At 60.3% G+C, this 16,518-nt stretch carries 17 protein-coding genes; 6 read left to right on the forward strand and 11 right to left on the reverse strand.

The window, feature by feature from the left end:
- The first annotated feature begins 226 nt into the window (after positions 1-226).
- The gene (locus AC09SL_RS07145; RefSeq protein ID WP_058543466.1) at positions 227-1,210 is read left to right on the forward strand and encodes a zinc-dependent alcohol dehydrogenase family protein; all 984 of its coding nucleotides are present in this window, start codon (positions 227-229) and stop codon (positions 1,208-1,210) included.
- Here AC09SL_RS07145 and AC09SL_RS07150 read toward each other — a convergent pair.
- A complete protein-coding gene (locus AC09SL_RS07150) occupies positions 1,200-2,093 on the reverse strand; it encodes a universal stress protein (protein ID WP_058543467.1) in 894 nt (297 codons plus the stop codon). The two genes, AC09SL_RS07145 and AC09SL_RS07150, sit on opposite strands and share 11 nt — an antisense overlap.
- Positions 2,094-2,340: 247 nt before the next feature.
- Between AC09SL_RS07150 and AC09SL_RS07155 the strand changes: the two genes are divergently transcribed.
- Positions 2,341-2,904 carry a GNAT family N-acetyltransferase gene (locus AC09SL_RS07155; RefSeq protein ID WP_058543468.1) on the forward strand — a complete coding sequence of 188 codons (564 nt, stop codon included), beginning with the start codon at positions 2,341-2,343 and terminating at the stop codon, positions 2,902-2,904.
- Between the two features lie 51 nt (positions 2,905-2,955).
- Here the strand turns inward: AC09SL_RS07155 and AC09SL_RS07160 are convergent, their stop codons facing one another.
- Entirely contained in the window at positions 2,956-3,867 is a 912-nt protein-coding gene (locus tag AC09SL_RS07160; RefSeq protein WP_058543469.1) for a universal stress protein, read from the reverse strand.
- Positions 3,868-3,971: 104 nt separating this feature from the next.
- Positions 3,972-5,222 carry an MgtC/SapB family protein gene (locus AC09SL_RS07165; RefSeq protein WP_058543470.1) on the reverse strand — a complete coding sequence of 417 codons (1,251 nt, stop codon included), beginning with the start codon at positions 5,220-5,222 and terminating at the stop codon, positions 3,972-3,974.
- Between the two features lie 271 nt (positions 5,223-5,493).
- Here AC09SL_RS07165 and AC09SL_RS07170 point away from each other — a divergent pair, with 271 nt between their 5' ends.
- The 4 genes from AC09SL_RS07170 (at position 5,494) to AC09SL_RS07185 (ending at position 10,465) form a co-directional block, all read left to right on the forward strand.
- A complete protein-coding gene (locus AC09SL_RS07170) occupies positions 5,494-6,417 on the forward strand; it encodes a universal stress protein (protein WP_058543471.1) in 924 nt (307 codons plus the stop codon).
- A gap of 60 nt (positions 6,418-6,477) precedes the next feature.
- A complete protein-coding gene (locus AC09SL_RS07175) occupies positions 6,478-9,225 on the forward strand; it encodes a cation-transporting P-type ATPase (protein ID WP_058543472.1) in 2,748 nt (915 codons plus the stop codon).
- A 42-nt stretch (positions 9,226-9,267) separates the two neighbouring features.
- Positions 9,268-9,753, forward strand: coding sequence for a hypothetical protein (locus AC09SL_RS07180; RefSeq protein ID WP_058543473.1), 486 nt, complete (start codon positions 9,268-9,270; stop codon positions 9,751-9,753).
- A 154-nt stretch (positions 9,754-9,907) separates the two neighbouring features.
- The gene (locus tag AC09SL_RS07185; protein ID WP_058543474.1) at positions 9,908-10,465 is read left to right on the forward strand and encodes a Tll0287-like domain-containing protein; all 558 of its coding nucleotides are present in this window, start codon (positions 9,908-9,910) and stop codon (positions 10,463-10,465) included.
- A gap of 202 nt (positions 10,466-10,667) precedes the next feature.
- On the opposite strand, the gene AC09SL_RS07190 is transcribed toward AC09SL_RS07185, so the two are convergent.
- The 8 genes from AC09SL_RS07190 to AC09SL_RS07225 form a co-directional block, all read right to left on the reverse strand.
- On the reverse strand, positions 10,668-11,048 hold the full coding sequence (locus AC09SL_RS07190) for a rhodanese-like domain-containing protein (protein WP_058543494.1): 381 nt from the start codon (positions 11,046-11,048) through the stop codon (positions 10,668-10,670).
- 50 nt (positions 11,049-11,098) lie between these two features.
- On the reverse strand, positions 11,099-11,530 hold the full coding sequence (locus tag AC09SL_RS07195; protein WP_058543475.1) for a group II truncated hemoglobin: 432 nt from the start codon (positions 11,528-11,530) through the stop codon (positions 11,099-11,101).
- Positions 11,531-11,541: 11 nt separating this feature from the next.
- Positions 11,542-11,829: a cyd operon YbgE family protein gene (locus tag AC09SL_RS07200; RefSeq protein ID WP_058543476.1), complete on the reverse strand. Its 288-nt coding sequence runs from the start codon at positions 11,827-11,829 to the stop codon at positions 11,542-11,544.
- Complete coding sequence (gene cydX / locus AC09SL_RS07205) at positions 11,826-11,948, reverse strand: cytochrome bd-I oxidase subunit CydX (protein WP_017847575.1); 123 nt, start codon at positions 11,946-11,948, stop codon at positions 11,826-11,828. Before cydX ends, AC09SL_RS07200 begins: the two co-directional genes overlap by 4 nt.
- Positions 11,949-11,970: 22 nt before the next feature.
- Entirely contained in the window at positions 11,971-13,107 is a 1,137-nt protein-coding gene (gene cydB / locus AC09SL_RS07210; protein ID WP_058543477.1) for a cytochrome d ubiquinol oxidase subunit II, read from the reverse strand.
- A complete protein-coding gene (locus AC09SL_RS07215) occupies positions 13,100-14,671 on the reverse strand; it encodes a cytochrome ubiquinol oxidase subunit I (RefSeq protein ID WP_058543478.1) in 1,572 nt (523 codons plus the stop codon). The genes cydB and AC09SL_RS07215 overlap by 8 nt, the downstream gene beginning before the upstream one ends.
- The gene (gene cydP, locus AC09SL_RS07220) at positions 14,668-14,844 is read right to left on the reverse strand and encodes a cytochrome oxidase putative small subunit CydP (RefSeq protein ID WP_014338536.1); all 177 of its coding nucleotides are present in this window, start codon (positions 14,842-14,844) and stop codon (positions 14,668-14,670) included. Before cydP ends, AC09SL_RS07215 begins: the two co-directional genes overlap by 4 nt.
- A gap of 166 nt (positions 14,845-15,010) precedes the next feature.
- Positions 15,011-16,333, reverse strand: a complete 1,323-nt coding sequence (locus AC09SL_RS07225; protein WP_058543479.1) for a sigma-54 interaction domain-containing protein — start codon at positions 16,331-16,333, stop codon at positions 15,011-15,013.
- Between the last annotated feature and the right edge of the window lie 185 nt (positions 16,334-16,518).

The raw sequence follows: 16,518 nt of genomic DNA on the forward strand, positions 1-16,518 counted from the left end.
AAAAACAGGGTTGGCAGGTAGAGCCCGGGCCCCGGGCCGATTCCATTCCGTTGGCTGTCACTCGAACCGTTATTGAACGGCAGCCATGCCTGATTCTGGAACGCGGGAATAAGGGTGACTTGATTTACATCAGAACCAGGGACGCTAAGGTCATACAAGGTGCTTGCTCGATGCTCTGGCACCGCTCACTGGCAGGGCGGGCGCCCGCTCACACAGGAGAATGCTCATGCGCGCCATGGTCCTGCACACGATTGGCCAGCCCTTGCAACTGCAGGAGCGTCCCCAACCGACACCGGCGGCCGGGCAAATGCTGATCAAGGTGCAAGCCTGCGGTGTGTGCCGCACCGACTTGCATCTGTTCGACGGTGAACTGCCCCAGGCCCGGCTGCCTCGGGTGCCGGGCCACGAGATTGTCGGTGAGGTCACCGCCGTTGGCGCGCAGGTGGCCCCGGACTGGATCGGCCGACGGGTGGGTGTGCCCTGGTTGGGATGGACGTGCGGCGTGTGTGAGTTCTGCCGCTCGGGCCGGGAGAACCTCTGCGACCAGGCGCTGTTCACCGGCTGCCAGCTGGACGGCGGCTACGCCGATTACACCGTCGCCGATGCGCGATTCTGTTTCCCCCTCCCCGATACGCTCGAGGCCGCCGAAGCAGCGCCCTTGCTGTGTGCAGGGCTGATCGGTTTCAGGGCCTTGCAGATGGCGCAGAACGCCCCTCACTTGGGCCTTTATGGCTTCGGCGCCGCTGCGCACCTGGCGATCCAGGTCGCCGTGGGCCGGGGCCAGCAAGTCTATGCCTTCACCCGCCCCGGTGATGATAGCGGCCAGGACTATGCCCGTTCGCTGGGCGCAACCTGGGCCGGGGCATCGGATCAGGCGCCGCCACACCTGCTCGACGCCAGCCTGATCTTCGCCCCTGTCGGCGAACTGGTGCCGCTGGCCTTGCAAGCCACCGCCAAAGGCGGTTGCGTGGTGTGCGCCGGCATTCACATGAGCGACATCCCTGCCTTCCCCTATCGCCTGTTGTGGCAGGAGCGCAGCGTGCGTTCAGTGGCCAATCTGACCCGCGCGGACGGCGTGGCGTTTTTCGAGCAGATCCAGCGCACGCCCGTGCATTGCAACGTGACCTGCTACCCATTGGTCCAAGCCAACCACGCCCTGGAACGCTTGAGGAGCGGACAGGTCAACGGGGCCATCGTACTCATCCCTTGACGGCCAGCACACTGCCCGGCACCGAATACAAGGCACGTTCTGTCGTGCTGCCAATCAAACGCTCAAGACCGGCGCGGTGCACAGTGCCCATCACCACGACATCGGTCTCGAATTCGTCGATGAACTCACGGATGACCGGCACCGGCAGACCAACGGTGAAGTGCCGACGTTCCGCCGGTACGCCACAGCGCTCGGCCAGGCTGATGAACGCCGCATGCAGCGATTCGCGCAGGGCGTCGGCAAAGTCGTCATCCCAGGCACCGGCCAGCAGCGAGGCTTCGCCATTGAAAGCCGGCGACAGGTCGCAGGCGTACAGCAGATGCAACGAGGCGTCGCATTGCCGGGCCAGCGTGGCGGCAGTCTGGACGATGTGCTCGTTCAAGGCATTGGCCTGGGGGTCCGAGGGGTCCACCGCCGCCACGACCCGGCGCGGCAAGCCGTGCACCGCCTGGTTGACCAGATGCACGGGCACCGGACAGTCGCGCAACAAGTGACAGTCCAGGGGCGTGGCGAACACTCGCTTGAGCAAAGGTTCAAGGGTCACGTCCTTGATCAGCAGGTCAGGCTGGAACTGCTCGACATAGCGCAGGATGTCCAGCAACGGATGGAGCGTCCACACCACGTGAGTCGTCACATCCAGGCCTTCCTCCTTGAGCAGCGCAGCCTCCTCCACCATCCAGCGCCGATAGCGGTGCACATAGCGTTGCTCATTCGCCTCATCGGTTTTTTCACCCCATAAGTGGGTGCGGGCCTGCGGCTGGACGAACGCGCACAAATGCAGCGCCGCGCCACTGACCCGGGCCAGGGCGCAGGCCCTGCGCATCGCCGCCGAAGGGTGCAGATCAGGTTCGACGATCAATAGCAGACGCTGGTATTGCCCCATCGCACACCTCCATCGGATTGTTCACGCCAATCCAAAACCCTGCACCGGCCATTTTCCGGTACGACCTTCAGCGTGCGCCCATACAGGCTCCAAACGGTTTGATCTGAATCAAGGGCAGGGCAATCGACGGACGGGATACGCGGGCACTGATCCAGATCAGAATCGATCGTCGTGGCGGGCGTAGAACTGTACCGAATGCGTAGATTTTTATCGCACCGCACGTGCACATCCTAGGGAGGATCGCACCATGCTCACTGTCAAAGACCACAACGAACGCGCCGCAGCCCTGTATGCCAGCATCAGTGGCAAGCACTGGATCCAGGCACTCAGGGACGGCCGGCATGTCTTGATCCGGCCGCTCAGGGAGCAGGACCGCCAGCGCGAATACGACTTCATCATGCGCCTGTCGCCGGAGTCCCGGCACATGCGTTTCCTGGCGCAGATCAATGAGCCGGGCACGGCGCTGCTCGATCAATTGATGGATGTCGACTGCAAGTCGCACATGGCCTACATCGCCCTGGTCCATGACAACGGCGAGTTGATCGAGATCGGTGTCAGCCGCTATTGCGCGACCCAGGAACACGAATGCGAGTGCGCGGTGACCGTCGCCGACCCTTGGCAACACCTGGGGCTGGGTACGTTGTTGATGGAACACCTGATCGAGGCCGCACGTAAAAATGGCTTCCACCAGATGTACTCCATCGACTCCGCCAGCAACGCCCCGATGCGCGAGCTTGCCCACAGCCTGGGTTTTGAAACCCGCAGCGATCCCGACGACACTCGGCAGGTCATCCACCGGCTCTACCTTTAGCCCGAACGCTGGTGCGAGGCCTTGGCATGGCCTCGCGTAGCGTTGATCCCGTCATGCTTGCGGCTTGATCGCCAATACGCTGCAGGGCGCCCGTTGCAGCAGGAACTCGGCGGTCGTGCCCAGGCGCTTGTCCAGGCCACGATGTGCGGTGGTGCCCATGACAATAACGTCGATCTGATGATCGGTGGCGAACGTGCAAATGCTGTTCAGCGGTGAGCCTTCGATGAAGTGGCGCTGCTGCGGCGCGACCCCATGCCGCTCGGCCAGGGACTCGAACACCTCATGCTGTGCCTGGCCCAACGCCTCGTAGAGCCCAGTGGCCAGGGGCAGTGCACCAATGCCCATGTCCGAGGCGTAGACGGCCGTCCAATCGAAGGCGTGCAGCAACTCGACCTGGGCGTTGCATTGCTCGGCCAGCTTGACTGCGGCGTCGACGATCTGGTCGTTGAACACCAGGTCCTGGTCTTCGCTGCGCAGCACATCGACAATCGCCAGGACCCGCCGAGGCCGGGGGTGACGCGAATCCGTGACCAGATGCACCGGCACCGGGCAGTCACGCAGCAAGCGCCAGTCCAAGGGCGTGAAAAACACCCGCTTCATTGCCGGTTCCGGCTGCGCGTCCTTGATGATCAACGCCATCGGCATCTCCTTGACGTACTGCTGCAAGGCTTGAAAAGCATCCTTGCTCCAAACCACCTCGCACGTCACCTCGACGCCGTGCCGGCGCGCCAGTTCGGCCTGTTGCCACAGCCAGTGCCGATGGGTTTCCAGATAGCCCTCACGCGCTTGCTTGACCTGCTCCGGGGCAAAAAGACCGGCCACCGAGAGCAACTCCAGGTAGTCGAACGCCACGATGTGCAGGGGCAGGTCCAGCGCCAGGGCCAACTCGGTGGCGCGGTCGAACGCCGGCGTACGGATCATGGCGTCAGGCGCCAATAACAACAAACGTTGAGTCTGGGACATGGAACACCTCGGCACATGGCGACAGCCACTTAAAGGATTGAGGGTTCCAGAATGAACATATGCCAGGGGCGGGACTTGATCTTCATCAAATAGCCATCATTCATTCAAGCTGACAAACTCGGGAGCCACAGTCCCGCCCACATCGCCAGCGTTATCAGCACCTGGCCGGGAATTACATACGCGGCAAACCTTCGCCCGCCACTGAGCCAGGCCACCACGCATTTGCTCAGGGAGTTGCTGCTGAACGCGATCAAGATCGGCACGGCGACGTCGTCGAAGGGCAACAACCCGCCCTTGGCCAGGGAAGCGATGGAGGCTGTCGAGGCATGGGCGTCGAGCAACCCGCTGAAAATCGCAGTGACGGTCACCCCGGCCTGGCCAAACGCATCGAGCATCGCCGACGACAGGACAGTGAGACCGGCCATGGCCAGGACCACCATAAGCGCCAGCTTGAGACTGAACGCCCCGCCATGCCGGATCGGTTCATCGGCCGGCGTCCTGGGACGGGGAAACATCAGCACACCGCTGTAGATCAGGGTCATCAGCACCCCGCACAACAACGCCCCCCACATCCAACGCAACAGCGCAGGTTCCACGGCCGTGAGAATCAGGCCCATTTGCACCACCGTCGCCAGGTTGGATAGCACCGCCGCCGCGCTCAGCACCTTGAGATTGACAGGTTCCTTCCTGGCAATGTTGCCCATGGCTGCAACAGTCGCAGTGGCAGAGGCAAACCCCGAGGCGACGGCACTGGCGGCATAGCCGTAGCGGGTCCCCAGGGTCCGAACCGCGACATGCCCCAGCGCGCCCACCGCCATCAGCATGACGGTGAGCGTGCACAGGTTGCGCAGGTTGATGGCGTCATAAGGCCCGAGGAATCGATCCGGCGCCAGCGGCAGCACGACCAACGCGGCGATCAACAGCACCAGGCCATCGCGCATCTCGGCAGCGGTCAACTGGTTGCGGGCAAAGTGGTGCAACGCCTGGCGACTGGCGAGCAACCCGGCCATCACCACCCCAATCGCGGTCGCCAGGCCCGGGGCGCTCGCACAGAGCGCGCCCAGTGCCAATACGGCGAACAAGGCCACCTCGCTGGTTATCCCCGGGTCCTTGTCGAGGTTTCGCCAATAGGCCACGGTCACCAAGGCGCCCAAAGCGAGGGTCATGCCCCCCAGCAACACGGGACCGCCCGCCTGGATCGCCAGATAGCCGAGCACCGACGTGATGGCGAAGGTGCGCAGGCCGGCAAAATCGCGCCTGTCGCCCTCGCCTTTGCGTCGTTCGCGCTCAAGCCCCACCAGCAGGCCGATTCCCAGCGCGGCGGCGGCATTGGCGAAGGCCAGGGTTTCAGTCATGGGGTTTCAGTCATTGTCACGGCTCTCTGGCACTGCCTGCGGTTGTCACTCAATCCAGCGGCCCGAGCTGGCTGCGCTCGTGCCATGGGGCGACTGATCATGCTCAAACATAGCGCGATTGCCCAGCCGCTGCCGCCTTCGATGCAATGCTTTGAGGCGTGTTTGATGCAAATCAAGTTACCAGACTCCATGACGCTCATGATCAGTGGCAGACACCACGCCGCGCGAAACGTCGCCCGGCGCCAACAGGTCCTTGCCCGGGAGGTTTGTCATGTCTACGCAATCACGCTTGATGCTGGTCGTCTCGCCGCTGATGGAACACAGCCCGGCATTCGACCGGGCGGCCGCACTGGCCAAGGCCGAAGGCGCGGCGCTGCATATCGTCGCTTTTGACTACCTCGAAGGCCTGGCCACGGCCAGCCTGGTCAACGAGCAGGCACTGGAGCAGATGCGCCTGGGCTACATCGAACGCCATCGGCAGTGGCTGGAGGAACAGGCCAGGCCCCTGCGCAAACTCGGTATCGAGGTCACGACAGAAGTGACGTGGGTCGAACGCCCCTTGCAGGAGATCCTGGTCCACCTCAAGGAAGCACCCATGGATGCGCTGATCAAGTCGGTGGGCCATGAGTCCTGGTTTTCCCGGCTGATGTTCACGCCACTGGACGTGCATCTGCTGCGCGAATGCGACGTTCCGTTGCACTTCGTCAACAAGGTCGCCCACGCTCGTCCGCGCAAGATCCTGGCCGCCATCGACCCGTTTCATCAGGACGGACGCTACGAAGGCCTCAATGACCGGATCCTGAGCGAAGCCAACAAGCTGGCCGCCAGCTGCGACGCAACGCTGGAAGTCATCTACGCCTACGATCTTTCGTCCATTACCGCCGCCGAATACGGTTATGGCAACGGTTCGATGTTCTTCTCCTCGACCCTGGCCCGCCAGCTCTACGAATCCCAGGGCGCGGCCTTCGATGCACTGGCCGAACGCAATGGCATCGACCCGGAGCAACGGCGCATGATCATGGGTGATCCGGCCAAGGTGTTGGCGAACTACGCCGCGTCCCATGACATTGATGTCATCGTCATGGGGCGCGTGCACTACGCAGGCCTGGACAAGCTGATCGGCAGCACCGTGGAAGGCTTGCTGTACAAGATGCCGTGCAGCTTGTGGGTGATTGCGCCACAGCAGGTTGATTGAGGGCAGGCCCGCGCCGATGGCCTGCAGAACAACCGCCCCGTGCCCACAGGAATGCGGCTGATGAACCGACCGAGCAACATACCAGCGGCGCCCCCGAAAACGCCCTCGCAGGGCCTGGCTTGGTACACGTTGCCCGCCGAACAGGTGCTCAAACACCTGGGTGTCGATGAGCAAGCCGGGCTGGACATCGCCGAAGTCCGGGCCCGGCTTGAGCGTACGGGTTTCAATCGGCTGTCAGCGTCAGCCCGGCGGCCGGCGTGGCGGCGATTTGTGCTGCAATTTCACAACATCCTGATTTATGTGCTTTTAGGCTCCGCTGCAATCACCGCAACGCTGCAACACCTGTGGGACACGGTGGTCATTCTCGCTGTCGTGGTGGCCAATGCGGTCATTGGCTATGTCCAGGAAGGCAAGGCCGAACAGGCCATGGACGCTATCCGCAACATGCTGGCGCCCCGGGCAACGGTGATACGTGCCGGCGAACGCCTGGGCATTGCAGGTGAAGAACTGGTACCCGGCGACATCGTCTTGCTGGAGGCCGGCGACAAAGTCCCCGCCGATTTGCGCCTGCTGCATGCCAACCGGTTCCAGGTCCAGGAAGCCATCCTGACCGGAGAATCCGCACCCGCTGAAAAAAATACCGAACCGGTGCCCATCGAAGCGGCCCTGGGTGATCGTGCCTGCATGGCCTTCAGTGGCACCCTGGTGACCTGCGGCCAAGCCTCTGGGGTCGTTGTCGCCACCGCAACCTCGACTGAAATCGGGCACATCAGCAACCTGCTGGCGCAAGTGGAGTCCCTGACGACGCCCCTCATACAGCAAATGAATATCTTCGCGCGCTGGCTGACGCTACTGATTTTGCTGATCGCCGGCCTGCTACTCGCTTATGGCCACTTTGTCGGGCATTACGTCTTCACCGAGATATTCATGGTCGTGGTGGGCATGTCGGTCGCTGCCATACCCGAGGGGCTCCCCGCCGTACTCACCATTACCCTGGCGGTGGGCGTGCGGGCGATGGCGCGTCGCAACGCTATCGTTCGGCGCCTGCCGGCCATCGAAACGCTAGGCTCGGTATCGGTCATTTGTACGGACAAGACCGGCACCCTCACCCGCAACGAGATGATGGTAGCGTCCGTCGTCACCAGTGACCTGACCTTCACGGTAGACGGTGTCGGCTACCAGCCCTCGGGCAACATGAACCTTGCCGATCAGTTGATCGATACCTCTCATCACCCGGTGCTGGCCGAACTGGGGCGCGCGACCAGCCTTTGCAATGACGCAAGCTTGAGACAGCACGAAGACGCCTGGAAGGTCGAAGGGGACCCCATGGAGGGTGCATTGCTGGTGTTCTGCGCCAAAGCCGGCATCAACGGCGAAGAGGAACGCGGCACCTGGGCCCGCACCGACGCCATTCCGTTCGACGCCAAACACCGCTTCATGGCGACGCTGCATCACAACCATGAGCGCCAAGCCGCGATCTATGTCAAAGGCGCGCCGGAGCAGATCTTGACCATGTGCACGTGCCAACGCAGCGGCACTGGGGCAACGGCCCCGCTTGATGCCGACTATTGGCACGCGCAGGCCAATGCCATCGCCCGCAAGGGCCAACGCGTATTGGCGCTCGCCGTCAGGTCCGTCCCACCCGAACACGCCATCCTGGAATTTGCCGATGTGCAAGGGACACTGACCTTGCTGGGCCTGGTCGGGATGATCGACCCGCCCCGCCCGGAAACGATCCAGGCGATCAAGCAATGCCATGCGGCCGGCATTGCCGTGAAAATGATCACAGGCGACCACGCCGGCACCGCCTGCGCCATCGGTAATCAGATCGGCCTGCACAACCCCGGCAAGGTACTGACCGGCAGCGACCTGGACGCCATGAACGATGCAACCCTCAGGGAATCGCTCGAACAAGTGAACATCTTCGCGCGTACCAGCCCCGAACATAAGCTTCGGCTGGTGACGTTGCTGCAACTCAACGGCATGACCGTGGCCATGACCGGCGACGGCGTCAACGATGCGCCAGCGCTCAAGCGCGCAGACGCCGGCATCGCCATGGGCGGCAAAGGCAGCGAGGCCGCCAAGGAAGCCGCGGACCTGGTACTGGCGGACGACAACTTCGCCTCCATCGTGGCCGCTGTGCGTGAAGGACGGACGGTCTATGACAACATCAAGAAAGTGCTGAGCTGGACGTTACCCACCAACGCGGGCGAGACAATGACCCTGATTGTCGCGCTGCTGTTTGGCTTTACGTTGCCGGTCACGGCGATACAGATCCTGTGGATCAACCTGATTACCGCTGTCACGCTGGGTGTCGCGCTGGCGTTCGAGCCGACCGAAGACAACACCATGCGCAGGCCACCGCGCTCACGAAAGGAGCCGCTGATCAGCGGCGCACTGGTCTGGCATATGGTGCTCGTTTCCATTCTGTTCCTGTGCGGTGTCTACGGCATTTTTACCTATGCCCTGGACCGAGGCTACTCCGTCGAACTGGCGCGCACCCTGGCGGTGAACACCTTGGTCGTGATGGAAATTTTCCACCTGTTCTTTATCCGCAATCTCTACGGCACGTCGCTGACCTGGAAGGGCGTTCGAGGTACGAAGGTTGTGTGGGCGACCGTCGCGGTGGTGACAGCCGCCCAGCTCGCCATCACTTACGCGCCACCGCTGCAAGCAGTGTTTGCGACCCAAGCGGTCCCCTTCAAGGACGGACTGCTGGTTATCGCGGTGGGCATTGCGCTCTTCGCCATCATCGAGATTGAAAAACAGCTTCGACTGCGTTTAACCGAGTCCGATCGTCAACCGTGACGACCCCACTCCCCGCTCCACCAGCCTGCAAGGAACTGAACCATGAACGCACCCAGACTCGCCGCCCTCGCTCTGACCGCGGTGCTTTTCCCCACGCTGGCCTTTGCCCAGCAAGATACCGACGCCGCCAAGGCGCCCCAGCCGTCAATGAGCGTTGAGCAATTCGACCAGCAGATGGCGACGGCCCAGGAAAACCTGAAAAAAATGCAGGAACAGATGACCCAGATCCAGAACACCAGCGATCCGGCGCAACGCCAGAAACTCATGCAGGATCACCAGGCCACGATGCGGCAAAGCATGCAGACGATGAATGGGATGATGGGGTGTTGCGGGGGAGGCATGATGGGCGGCCACATGAGGGGGAACGGCCCAATGATGGGCTGGAAACAAATGGGCGGCCACTATTCCCAGATGACGCCTGAGCAGATGAAGCAGCACCAGTACATGATGGACAGGTACATGGGCATGCAACAGATGATGATGGAGCAGATGATGCAACAACAGCAAATGAGCCCGCCAGCTCGCTAGGCTGGCCGCTAGCGCCAAGGCTGCCCTACTCACCTGCCGCGTCGGCAGGTGAGTTTTTTGATCACCGTCCGGCCATCGCCGGGCTTTTCATCAGGCTTCAGTGCAACAACGTCAACCCGCCGGCCAGGCTCAGGTGAAGACCAAAGGAACTGTCATGCGTATTGTCACTGCTGTTTTGTTAGGCGCTCTGAGTTTCGGCGCCTTGGCTGAGGATCTGCAAAATCTATCTGCTGAAGGGGCTGCGTTGATCCCGCCGTTCCAGCAGGAACTACTGGGCACAATAAAGGCAGTTATGCAAAGTGGCGGCCCAACCAAGGCTGTAGAGTTCTGTCAGTTGCTGGCCCCAGAGATCGCAGCCAAGCATAGCCAGTCCCCCTGGACAGTTGGTCGTACATCCTTGAAGGTCCGCAATCCGGCCAATGCCCCTGATGCCTGGGAGCGCAAAGTCCTACAGCAGTTCGCCGATCGTGCTGCCGCGGGCGAGCCACTGGCAGAAATGAAGCACGCCGAAATGGTGGGTGGGGAATTCCGACTGATGAAAGCCATCCCTACTGGAGAACCGTGTCTTGCATGCCATGGCAAGGAAATCAAGCCTGAGCTGGCTGCAGTGATCGATCAAAGTTACCCGCAGGATCAAGCGCGAAACTTTGCTCTTGGAGAGCTGCGCGGCGCCTTCAGCCTGCGCCGCATAGTAGAAAAAGATCCTGAATAGCAAAACCATATCAAAGCTTCAGAATTGACCGAGTCAGTCTCGCCCTCTTCCGAGCCCAAAGATGGATTTGATGGAAGAGGGCAAAAGCCATACGACCATACCCGTAGAGCCAGAGCAGTTCACCAAAGAACCTGGCACCAAACGTGCGTTCCTACATTCTCCCGCATAGCACATTACTGGATATTCCATGTGACACAAGGTGTTACTCGAAGATGGGTAAATGCGGCCCCACTATCAGCTTCCCTGCACTAGCCCAAGCGTCGAACCCTCCGGAGATTGACTTTACATACAGGTAGCCCATATCACGTAGCGATCCGGCAGCGAGTGCAGCACGACCACCCGTTTTGCAGTACAGCACGATTTTAAGTTCGCGCAAACTGAGTGCGGTGTCGTTGGAAAGTTTAAATTCCAGCATGCCGCGCGACACGTGCATAGCGCCTGGGAGATGGCCTGCGGCATACTCGTCAGCTTCACGCACATCAATCAGTACATCCGCATTCTGGATAGCCTGATCAATGTCTTCAATTGCAACTTCTTCGATACGCGCTTTAGCGTCAACTACAAGATCATGGGCAGTTTTAATCATGATGTTTTGAAAGAATCCAGTTGGGAGAAATCATTTTCTACAACACCTTAAAAAATCACAGCACTGCGCCCATCAGCATTAATCATATGATCCGCCATTTCGGAAAACATACGTTGCAGCTTGCTATTTAGCGCGATGTCACTCACCTGCTCATCAATTGCCTGACGCATGCACAACATCCATTCGTCGCGTTCGACAATACTGACTGCATAAGGGGCATGTCGCATGCGCAGACGCGGGTGGCCGCGCTCCAGTTGGAATAATGGCGGGCCGCCAAACCAGCCGCTTAGAAACTTAAATAGACTGTCAGCACTGCCGGCGAGACTCGGAGGATGCATTCGACGCACCACTCGCGCATCAGGTAGCGTATCCATCAACTCATAAAAGCGATCGACAAGTTTACGGACGCCTACCTCAGCACCTAACTGGAGATAGGTGCTGGTACTGCCTTTATATTGAGAACTCAAGAGTTCAGTCATGTCATCAGCCCTCAATTGATAAACTTTACCCAGCAAGCCAGTGCCAGCGCGGCAAAGCAGGTCCAGCCCGAGAACAGCCAGCGCCACACGCGCGCGCGCGGCACGAAGCCCACGCCCCTGACAAAGGCCACGCTCATCGCAGTGAACAAGGCCATTGCCAGCCCATGATCAGCTTTACCGTCCGGGGTGGCCATCAGGGGCGGATAGAGCGTACACGCAAGCATGATCGCTACCGCGATAAGCAAGCTCAGCGCGTGAAGGCGTGAGGGTGCCGGGGCGTCGGCGACACGCGGCATCATGGCCGCGGCTCCTCACGGTCGCTCAGGGCCCGACCGGCTTCGTTCTCGCCCCACATCGCATTCAATATGGCCAGTAGCAATGCAAAACCGACCCCCAGCATCCAGGCGAAATACCACATGTTTATTACTCCTTTGCCGGTACTAGTAGGCTGAATGTTCGTTGGCTTTGATCTGTGCGACTGTGACCTTGCCCCGCATAACGCGATAGGCCCACGAGGTGTAAATCACGATCAGTGGCATGAAGATCAACGTAGCCCAGAACATGATGGCCAGGCTTAAATGACTGGAGACGCTGTCCCACACAGTGAGGCTTGCCGCAGGCACTGTTGATGACGGCATGATGAACGGAAACATCGACACACCCGCCGTGCTGATGACGGCGATGACCGCAAGCGATGAGGCAACAAACGCCGAAAGTGTACGACGCATCATCAGCAACATGGCGGCACCTGCTGCGCCAACCAATCCCAGTACGGGCAACAGCCACAACAAAGGATAATGACCATAGTTCGCCATCCAGGCGCCCGCTTCGCGCACTACGGACTTGTCGAGAATATCGGGTAGTCCGGCGGTATCAACGACTGACGTGATGCGATAACCGTCTATGGATTGCAACCAGATACCGGCAATGATGAATGAGCACACCAGCACGATCGCCGCGCCCACAGCACCTTTGATTGCCCTCGCCTGGATAAGACCTTCAGTGCGATGGGCCAGATAAGCGCCGCCTTGCAGGGTAATCATTGCACTGCTCACCACACCCGTCAGTAGCGCAAAGGGATTCAGCAATTGCCAGAAACTCCCCGTATATGTCGATACCAGAAGGTCGTTGAAGTGAAACGGTACGCCCTGCAACAAGTTGCCAAACGCGATGCCGAACACCAGCGGCGGCACGGCCCCACCCACGAAAAGCCCCCAATCCCAGGTACTGCGCCACACCGGGTTGTGGATCTTGCTGCGGTAGTCGAAACCCACCGGGCGGAAGAACAACGCCCAGAGCACCAGGATCATCGCCCAATAGAACCCGCTGAACGCCGTGGCATAGACCACCGGCCATGCGGCGAACAAGGCGCCGCCGGCCGTAATGAACCAGACCTGATTGCCATCCCAATGCGGCCCCACGGTGTTGATCACGACGCGGCGTTCCATGTCATTGCGACCGACAAACGGCAGCAGTGTGCCGACGCCCATGTCGTGGCCGTCCATGATGGCGAAACCTATGAGCAGGACGCCGACCAGCGCCCACCAGATAATCTTGAGCGTGAAGTAATCAAGCATGGTGAAGCTCCTTCAACTTGGCGTCGTGGACATAACGACCTGTACCGAGGCTGCCGGGCCCCTGGCGGGCGAACTTGACCATCAGGAACATTTCCACCGCCAGCAGCACCGTGTAGAAAACGACGAACCCAGCCAGAGAGCCATACAAGTTATCGACGCCGAGGGTGGAAACGCTCATGTGGGTCGGCAACACACCGTAGATGGTCCAGGGTTGGCGGCCGTACTCGGCCACGAACCAGCCCAGTTCGCAGGCAACCCATGGCGCAGGCAGCATCCAGAGCGCCCAACGCAGCAGCCCGCGATGATGTGTGCCACTCGACTTCAAGGTGCTCCAGAAGGCCAGCCCGAACAGCACGAGCATGGCAAAGCCAAGGCCGACCATGATCCGGAACCCCCAGAACATCGGGGTCACGCGCGGCACGGTATCGTTCACAGCCTTGTCGAGGATGGCCGGCGTGGCCTGGGTGACATCCTCGACGTACTTTTTAAGCAGCAGGCCAAAGCCCAGATCGGCCTTGTACGCTTCGAAGGTATCGAACGCGGCCTTATCGGTGCGATCGGCGCGCAACGCTTCAAGCGCTTTGACGGCGGTAATGCCCCGCAGGATGCGCGCGCGGTTTTTCGCCTTGATGTCATGAATCCCTGGGATCTGCTTGCTGACCGAGCGCGTGCCGATCAAGCCCATCACCCACGGCACATCGAATTCCCAGTTATTCCTGGACTCGGCTTCATTAATGCTGGCCACCAGCGTCAGGCCCGCCGGTGCGGGTTTGGTTTCCCACATGGCCTCCATGGCCGCCAGCTTGGTTTGCTGCGCCTCGCCCACCGTATAACCCGACTCGTCCCCCAGTACGATGACGCTCAGCACCGAGGCCAGGCCGAAGGCGGCCGCCACCCGAAAGCTGCGCTTGGCGAACTCGACATCACGCCCCTTGAGCAAGTACCAACTGGAAATCGACAACACAAACATCGAACCGGTGACATAACCGGCAGACACCGTGTGGACGAACTTGGCCTGCGCCACCGGGTTGAAGACCACGGCCCAGAAATCCACCATCTCCATGCGCATGGTGATGTAGCTGAACTCCGAGCCCACCGGGTTCTGCATCCAGCCATTGGCGATCAGAATCCACAGCGCCGACAGGTTGGTACCGATGGCCATCAACAACGTGACCAGCAAATGATGTTCTTTCTTCAGGCGATCCCAACCGAAGAAGAACAAGCCGATCATGGTCGACTCAAGGAAGAACGCCATCAGACCCTCGATGGCCAGCGGGGCTCCGAAGATGTCCCCGACATAGTGCGAGTAGTACGCCCAGTTGGTTCCGAACTGAAACTCCAGGGTGATGCCGGTGGTCACGCCCAAGGCGAAGTTGATACCGAACAATTTGCCCCAAAAGCGAGTCATGTCTTTCCAGATGACATTGCCTGTCATCACATAGACGCTTTCCATGATGACCAGCAGCCACACCATCCCCACGGTGAGCGGTACAAATAGAAAGTGGTACAGCGCTGTGGCTGCGAATTGCAGCCGTGACAGATCCACCAGTTGTTCTGAGATCACTTGCTTGCCCCTTGAGCCGAGGTGGGTACGCCGAACCTGTCACTGATGGTGTTCGAGTCGACGCTGACGCGCGAATCCTTGATGAACAGCCACCACAGCACTGTCAGCACGACCAGTTTGATCAGCACTGCTGTGAGCAGATGGCGACGCAATCGTTTATCGGAAATAGTCATGGGGCATGCATTAGCACGGCGCATGCCAACGCCTGGATTTATTTTTTGTGCTTATAAAACAACAGGTTATCGATAGTCGCTGAAGCTCATCGCCTGGTTTGGCGAGAATAGAACCTGCCAAACTGCCAGGGGCTGGCAGTCATTGGCAGTGAAGGCGTGATGACGTTCAGGCCAGGCCTTGTTCTTTCAACCGCCTGTATAACGTGCGCTCACTCACGCCCAGGTGCCTGGCCAGTTCGCTGCGGGTGCCTTTGAAAGTGGCCACCAGTTGTTCCAGGTCCCTGCTATCGCTGGCAGGCGTCAAGGCCGGGGCGGACAACGCCAAGGGGGGCGCGGGCAGATGCAAGGCGTGAATGACGCCGTCGTCGGCAAACAGCGCAGCTCTTTCCAGGACATTGCGCAGCTCGCGGATATTGCCCGGCCAGGCAAACCGCTGCAATTGCATCAGCGCCTCGGGATCGATGGTCAGCCGACGCTTGCCGATCCCGGAACGTTGCAGGAATGAATCCACCAGCAAGCCGATGTCTTCAAGGCGATGACGCAAAGGCGGTAAATGGATAGGGAAAACGCTGATGCGGTAGTACAAGTCCTGCCTGAACTCGCCCTTCTCCACCATCTTTTCCAGGGGCTTATGGGTCGCGGCCACCAGCCTGAAATCGGCGTGCTGGGTTTCTACACTGCCGACACGGCGATAGGTTCCAGACTCGATCAGTCGCAACAGTTTCACCTGCATGGCCAGGGGAACGTCGCCTATCTCATCGAGAAACAGCGTACCGCCCTGGGCCGTCTCCACCAGGCCCACCTTGCGCGTGGTGGCGCCGGTAAATGCGCCCTTCTCGTGGCCGAACAGCTCGCTCTCGAACAAGGTTTCGGTCAAGCCGGAGCAATCCACCACGACAAAAGGCCCGGCTGCCCGCTCACTGGTTTCATGGACGGCGCGGGCAAACAGCTCCTTGCCGGTACCGGACTCTCCCAGCAACAGCACCGGTAACATCGAGGGCGCTACCCGCTGCAGTTCCAACAGCGCCTGATTAAAGGCCGGTGAACTGCCCACCAGCCCTTCGTTACTGGGCCGGGCCGAGGCGCTACGCACCAAGGTGAGCCGTTCCACATAAGCGGTGATGGCGCCATGTTCATTGAGGATCGGGCGCAGTTCCACATCGACGTGTTCCGGCCCGCGCGGTGTGTGGTGGATGTGCAAGACCCGATCCGGACTGCGCATCTCCCTGGCCTTTTTCATCGGGCAGTTCTCGCCGGCCTGGTCACAAGGCACATCGTAGTGGTGGGAAATCCGATAACACTTATGGCCAATGAACGGTTTGTCGGCGCTGCCGAACTGACGCAAGTAAGCCGTGTTCGCCGCCAGGATGTTGTAATCCGGATCGAGGACGATCATCGGCTGGGGCTCATGCTCCAGAAACGAGACCAGGGACTGCACCTGGTCTGGACGTGGAAGCGGATCTTGGGTGGGCGGCAGGCTGTGTGTCATCGCGGCTCCAGTGAATTCATCCAGCAAGGGTGGCACTGCCACTATGCCAACAAACTCTGCCAATGGCAGTTAAATTGTCTGGACATCGGCCCGAGCCCTGGCGGAGCTTATGAAATTAATCCAATAAAATCATAAGGTTAGACTTATAAAACGACCCGGCATCAACCTGGCAGCATTATTGCTGT

It is taken from the genome of Pseudomonas sp. PF05, assembly GCF_056521845.1.

Coding starts and splice junctions, on each gene's coding strand:
- AC09SL_RS07145 (WP_058543466.1), top strand. CDS start 227: ATGCGCGCCATGGTCCTGCACACGATTGGCCAGCCCTTGCAACTGCAG.
- AC09SL_RS07150 (WP_058543467.1), bottom strand. CDS start 2,093: ATGGGGCAATACCAGCGTCTGCTATTGATCGTCGAACCTGATCTGCAC.
- AC09SL_RS07155 (WP_058543468.1), top strand. CDS start 2,341: ATGCTCACTGTCAAAGACCACAACGAACGCGCCGCAGCCCTGTATGCC.
- AC09SL_RS07160 (WP_058543469.1), bottom strand. CDS start 3,867: ATGTCCCAGACTCAACGTTTGTTGTTATTGGCGCCTGACGCCATGATC.
- AC09SL_RS07165 (WP_058543470.1), bottom strand. CDS start 5,222: ATGACTGAAACCCTGGCCTTCGCCAATGCCGCCGCCGCGCTGGGAATC.
- AC09SL_RS07170 (WP_058543471.1), top strand. CDS start 5,494: ATGTCTACGCAATCACGCTTGATGCTGGTCGTCTCGCCGCTGATGGAA.
- AC09SL_RS07175 (WP_058543472.1), top strand. CDS start 6,478: ATGAACCGACCGAGCAACATACCAGCGGCGCCCCCGAAAACGCCCTCG.
- AC09SL_RS07180 (WP_058543473.1), top strand. CDS start 9,268: ATGAACGCACCCAGACTCGCCGCCCTCGCTCTGACCGCGGTGCTTTTC.
- AC09SL_RS07185 (WP_058543474.1), top strand. CDS start 9,908: ATGCGTATTGTCACTGCTGTTTTGTTAGGCGCTCTGAGTTTCGGCGCC.
- AC09SL_RS07195 (WP_058543475.1), bottom strand. CDS start 11,530: ATGACTGAACTCTTGAGTTCTCAATATAAAGGCAGTACCAGCACCTAT.
- AC09SL_RS07200 (WP_058543476.1), bottom strand. CDS start 11,829: ATGATGCCGCGTGTCGCCGACGCCCCGGCACCCTCACGCCTTCACGCG.
- cydX (WP_017847575.1), bottom strand. CDS start 11,948: ATGTGGTATTTCGCCTGGATGCTGGGGGTCGGTTTTGCATTGCTACTG.
- cydB (WP_058543477.1), bottom strand. CDS start 13,107: ATGCTTGATTACTTCACGCTCAAGATTATCTGGTGGGCGCTGGTCGGC.
- cydP (WP_014338536.1), bottom strand. CDS start 14,844: ATGACTATTTCCGATAAACGATTGCGTCGCCATCTGCTCACAGCAGTG.
- AC09SL_RS07225 (WP_058543479.1), bottom strand. CDS start 16,333: ATGACACACAGCCTGCCGCCCACCCAAGATCCGCTTCCACGTCCAGAC.